Source organism: Pseudoalteromonas sp. SG43-7, from assembly GCF_014164295.1.
Lineage (GTDB): Bacteria > Pseudomonadota > Gammaproteobacteria > Enterobacterales > Alteromonadaceae > Pseudoalteromonas > Pseudoalteromonas rhizosphaerae.
This window is the reverse complement of sequence record NZ_JACJEY010000103.1, coordinates 1-5155: the sequence shown is the minus strand read 5'-3', so window position 1 is coordinate 5155 and position 5155 is coordinate 1. Positions and strand designations below refer to the sequence as shown.

General features: G+C 38.8%; 7 protein-coding genes and 2 pseudogenes. All 9 read left to right on the top strand.

From position 1 onward, the window contains the following. Positions 1–1386, top strand: a pseudogene (locus H5200_RS24385) (GH-E family nuclease); the annotation flags it as partial. A gap of 9 nt (positions 1387–1395) precedes the next feature. Then, entirely contained in the window at positions 1396–1830 is a 435-nt protein-coding gene (locus H5200_RS22630; protein WP_182719691.1) for a hypothetical protein, read from the top strand. Further along, positions 1827–2246: a tol-pal system YbgF family protein gene (locus H5200_RS22625; protein ID WP_182719692.1), complete on the top strand. Its 420-nt coding sequence runs from the start codon at positions 1827–1829 to the stop codon at positions 2244–2246. Before H5200_RS22630 ends, H5200_RS22625 begins: the two co-directional genes overlap by 4 nt. Positions 2247–2271: 25 nt before the next feature. Further along, complete coding sequence (locus H5200_RS22620) at positions 2272–2607, top strand: DUF600 domain-containing protein (RefSeq protein WP_182762738.1); 336 nt, start codon at positions 2272–2274, stop codon at positions 2605–2607. Between the two features lie 40 nt (positions 2608–2647). After that, on the top strand, positions 2648–3496 hold the full coding sequence (locus H5200_RS22615; protein ID WP_182733888.1) for a hypothetical protein: 849 nt from the start codon (positions 2648–2650) through the stop codon (positions 3494–3496). 275 nt (positions 3497–3771) lie between these two features. Further along, a pseudogene (locus tag H5200_RS24510) lies at positions 3772–4086 on the top strand (YrhA family protein); the annotation flags it as partial. Positions 4087–4112: 26 nt separating this feature from the next. Beyond that, positions 4113–4448: an immunity protein YezG family protein gene (locus tag H5200_RS22610; protein ID WP_182762736.1), complete on the top strand. Its 336-nt coding sequence runs from the start codon at positions 4113–4115 to the stop codon at positions 4446–4448. Between the two features lie 117 nt (positions 4449–4565). Further along, positions 4566–4820, top strand: coding sequence for a hypothetical protein (locus H5200_RS22605; protein WP_182762742.1), 255 nt, complete (start codon positions 4566–4568; stop codon positions 4818–4820). Between the two features lie 6 nt (positions 4821–4826). Continuing rightward, positions 4827–5155: GAD-like domain-containing protein (locus H5200_RS22600; protein ID WP_310736905.1), on the top strand; the 329-nt coding region annotated here is incomplete at its 3' end.

Below are 5155 nucleotides of genomic sequence, written 5' to 3'. Positions count from 1 at the left end.
AGTGTGGTCGATTTAGAATACGTTTACCAAGACGGCAGCCCGGTTAAAAATGCGCCCTACACCATTACCTTTGATGATGGAACGCAAGCGACCGGGCAACTAGATGACAGTGGACAAGCACAACTTACCAATATTCCCAGCGGTCAGTTCAGTGTTAAATACGGCGAAGACAGCCGCGATTATCAGCCAGAGGATAACACCACACCAAACCCGTTGTATGGGCAAATAACCACCGCCGATGCCGTGCACATGATTAATAGCGGTAACACCGCAAAGCTGGAAGAAGCAGGCAATTTAGCCAACCAAGCCGGTGATTGGCTATGGGGCACATTGCAAGGTGACTTTAATAGAAACCCGAGTACATCACAAATCGTTGTGGGTACAATTATCTCGATGATACCGGTGGTTGACCAAATCATGGATATTCGTGATATTTGTGCAAATACCGTGTTACTCACCGATGATGACAAAGCCAATGACAGCGACGGTTGGATAGCCTTTACCCTAACCGCCATTGGTTTGGTTCCATTATTAGGCTCTGCTGTAAAAGGCGTGGGTAAAGTTGTAATTAAAAATAGTGGTGAGTCAATGGAAGCCGCTATTGCAGTGTTACGCAAGATGGGTAAAGGCGACCCAGTAAAATACCTGCGCGAAATAAACTGGCAAGACTTAGGCAAACAAGCCGCCAGTGAAGTAAAAGCCGTAATCAAAGGCTTTCGAGATACACTTAACGATATTTCAACCAGCTGGAAATACGATCTTCTGCTGCCAGACTCAGCCATTGACGGCATGCAAGCCATGGTCAAACAGCTTGATGAAGTCACCCCGCAAATAGACCAAGGCGTAAGAAACGCCGCGCAAGAAATTGGCAATCGCGTAAACAAAGCCCTCGATGAGTTTGAGCCACCGGCAAGTACAGGTGTAGTAGGGAAACCGAAGAAAACAGTAGCCAATGAATTAGAGCCGCCGAAAGGGAATGATTTAAAGGGGGCTCAAAGCATTAACCCAAACATTACAAAACCTAAGAAACTTCGCAAGATATCAAACCGCTTGAAATACCTTGGTAAAACTCCAGGCAAAGCATCTCGTACAGGCAAAAAAGTCATTGCGAAGATGAAAGCAAAAGGCAAAATAAGGGAGTCATTCAAAGGTACCGAATTTCAAGCGAGTGATAATCAATGGTACCCACTCTCTCAAGCTGATATGGCACATGACCCGACAGATGCAGTAAAATGGTGGAATACTACAGGCAGACAATACGGCGCAAAATCAAAAGAAGTGCGAGAATGGATGTTAGACTCTAATAATTATACTCTAGATCATTACAGTATTAACCGCTCAGCTGGTGCTAAGCTTAACGATAGATATTTACCCCCGAAAAAGTAAGGAAAGATAATGGAAAATTTACCTATAGACTTGCGCGATAAAATCGATGCTCTCTATATTTCTGCATACAAAGCATTAGAAGTCAAAAATGTTGACATCGCAAAAAAAAAAGCAGACGAAGCATGGGGGTTATTACCTGAGCCTAAATTTGATTGGGATGTCACTCTCAGTTTTGTTACTGCAATTTGCGAAATGTATCGAGAGTTAACACTTTACAATGATGCGCTGCAAATCATAGAGCAACTCTTAGAATATCGAGATAAAAATAAGGTAGGTGGGTTTCACGGTGGAATTATTTTTTTAAAAGCTACTATTTATTATGAAATGGAACAATTACCAATTTCTTATCAATGGTTTAATAAAGCAAACGACATGTCAAGAGGTCGCTGCTTCGTTGATGAACCTAAAAAATACAAAACTTTTTTTAATGAGTATAACCAATGAATGTACATGACCAAATAGATGAGTATTGCGAGCAAGGCAATGATCTTTTTGATGAAGAAGACTTTCAAGGCGCAATTACACTCTGGCAAAAAGCCTTTGATTTACTCACCGACCCAGATGAGGATTGGGAGCAAGCGGTTTGGCTTAAAGTATCTATCGGTGATAGTTATTATATGCTTGATGAATATGAACAATCCCTTGATGCAATGTTAGATGCATTAAACTACCCTGAAGCACTCGATAACCCATTTATTCACTTTAGAGCTGGCCAATGTCATTATCAGTTAGACGACAAAGAAAGAAGTAAAAATGCTTTACTTAAGGCCTATATGTTAGCCGGAAAAGAAATATTTGAAGATCATGAAGAAGATGGACTTTTTTACTATGACTTTTTGAAGTCCGAAGTCCAGCTATAAACGAACATAACGCTAAGGACAGCACATGCAACCTGACATTAAAAACATCCCACAACAACTCGGTCAGTACCTTTATCAGCAAATAAAAGAGCCGTGGCTTGAAGCACAACTTATTTTAAATTACGAAGATGAAAGCGTACTTGAATGCAAAGCGCATTATCAAACTGCTTCCGATGCAAGCGAACAGCCGATTACCGTGACAGACGAGATAGTCGGTTTATTCAACACCCTATTTGTGAATGCCACTAAACACCAACCAGAAAACTGGACGCGCGCCATTTTCACGATTAATCGCCAAGGCCAATTTAATCTCAATTTTGAGCGTGAGAATACCGTTCATGACATCATCGTTACTTCGTAAATGCACTAGAAAGCCAATTTAAAATTTAAGGATGAATGAAATGAAAAAGCTCAATGTGGGTTCTACATTACTAAACAAAATATTTAAGTCAAAAAAATCTACCCTTGTATCTAAAATCCTCGAGTTGGGTAAAACGATAGAAGACCCTGAACGTATGTTTAGCTTCTCTGGAATGCGAGAGGATTTAAGTGAATTATTAGCTAGTTCGCAAACAAATGAAGAAAAGCTATACGCAAATTACTACTTATCAATGATTTACTCTAAGAGTTATGATTATGAATCTGAAATTATTAGTCACTCAACGATAGCTTTGGAATTAAATGCAACTTTAAAAAAGTTAAATCAAGAGCAAGTATTTTCTTTAAATCACCGTTTATACGAAGCATATAGTGAATTCAATGAACATCAAAATGCACTTGAATACTTACAAGCAGCAATCGCTAATGCTAACCACCGTACTCAAAACGAAGTGTCTAATTTAATTGCGTTAAAAGCGGCTTGCTTCCATGAGGTTGGGCGATATAAAGAAGCGTTGCAGCTTAATAAAGAAATTTTGAGTAATCCTGATTTAGAAGAAATAAAACATCTCATTTTAAATAATTTAGCAAACAATAGTTACGAACTTGGTTTGATGGAAGATGCTGAGCATTACCTAAAAGAAATGTCAAAAACAGACTGTGGTTACCCTGAAGATACTTTTATAAATAAGTTTAACAGCATATTCCAACTAGCCGTGCTTAAATTTGAATTAGGCGAAATTGAAAAATCAACCAATCTATTTCAGCAACGACTGAAGCTTGCCATTGATTATGGTGACTGTGACTATATTGAAGAAGCCGAAATAGACATTCAGCAATTATATGAAAAACAGCTATCTCAGCAAAATTAAACTTGATTTGAAAAGGCTTAAGTAGCGCTAGCTTAGCATGCAAAAATGTTATGGGTTAAAGCCCTATTATTAGATCTCTTTGACCTTTTTAAGTTTCTATGTAGGGGCAGACCAAAGTTACTATGAGTGATATAAAAAAGTTAATTAATTACCTGATAGAGAAAAACTCAGAAGAGCAAACTCATTTTGGCGAAGGCTTTTTTCTTACACCAATAAGTTTGGATGAGTTAAAAGCTTTTAATACGCATTTCACCTAAGCTTTCAACTTCCAACCTCAAAATGAACTTTTAGATCTATTAAAGATATCAAATGGCTTTTCTGTAAATGGATTAAATCTCTATAGTGCTAAAGAACAAAATGAACCATATTACTTAGCAGGAATTATTGAAGCCAATCAAGAATTTCATATAGAAGAATCTTTACGTAACTTCGTCGCTTTTTGTGATGAAAGCAGTTCCAGAGTGGTTTATAACTTTGAGGTAAATCAATTTCAGATAGTAGACTCTTTCACGTGGGAAGAACTAGAAAGCTTCCCAACTTTAAGTATGGCAATAAGATCTTTACTTAAAACAGCAAATATTTTTGAATAACCCCAAAATTTCGCTAAGGAAAGCATATGCGACCAGACATTAAAAACATCCCCCAACAACTCGGTCAGTACCTTTATCAGCAAATAAATGAGCCGTGGCTTGAAGCACAACTCATTTTAAATTGCGAAGATGAAAACGTACTTGAATGCAAAGCCCATTATCAAACTGCTGCTGATACAAGCGAACAGCCGATTACCGTGACGGACGAGATAGTCGATTTATTCAACACCCTATTTGAAAAGGCCACCCAACACCAACCAGAAAACTGGACACGCGCTATTTTTACCATTAATCGCCAAGGTCAATTCAATCTCAATTTTGAGCGTGAAAATACCGTTCATGAAGTAATCACAGCGCAGTAAATGTACTCATTGATAACTTGAATTCAAGTAAAAATAAACCCGCTCTTTAACAACATGGATGTTGTAAGGCTGAGCGCTAGAATCGTTTAAGATTAGTGTTTAGCCATACATTTTTGCGTGCCTGCACAACACATCCACAGACACCATTTAGCTGTTAGTTATGTACTCTCATTCCGCTCGCTTCAACATGGTAACGACCATTGCAACGGCTCTTTAGGTCCGCAGTGGGCTAAAGCACCTATAGGGAGTAAAAAAGGGGATAAAACACGCGTGCAGTTAATGGATGAGCAAGTTGAAAACGCATTTAAAAAACATGGCCCAGATGCTAAGTTGAACATTCAACTTGAGCGCTGCCCGTTAAATAAAAGGTAGACCATAATGATAGAATCCAATGACGAATATTTAGACCTTTTTTTAAGCGAGTTTGGTCAACCAACAACAACTGTACCCGCGACTATCGCTGATATAGAAGCGTATCGAGGGAAACTGCCTGACCAACTACTTGAATACTGGCAAATACTCGGGTTCAGCGGCTTTGCCGATGGTTTATTTTGGCTGACAAATCCTGCTGATTATCAAGATATTCTTGACCGATTTTTAGAAGACACCCCGTTTGAGCAAGATGATATTTATTATGTTATAGCGCGTAATGCCTGGGGCAATTTAAAACTCTACGGTGAGAAAACCGGACATTCTGTGGAAATCAG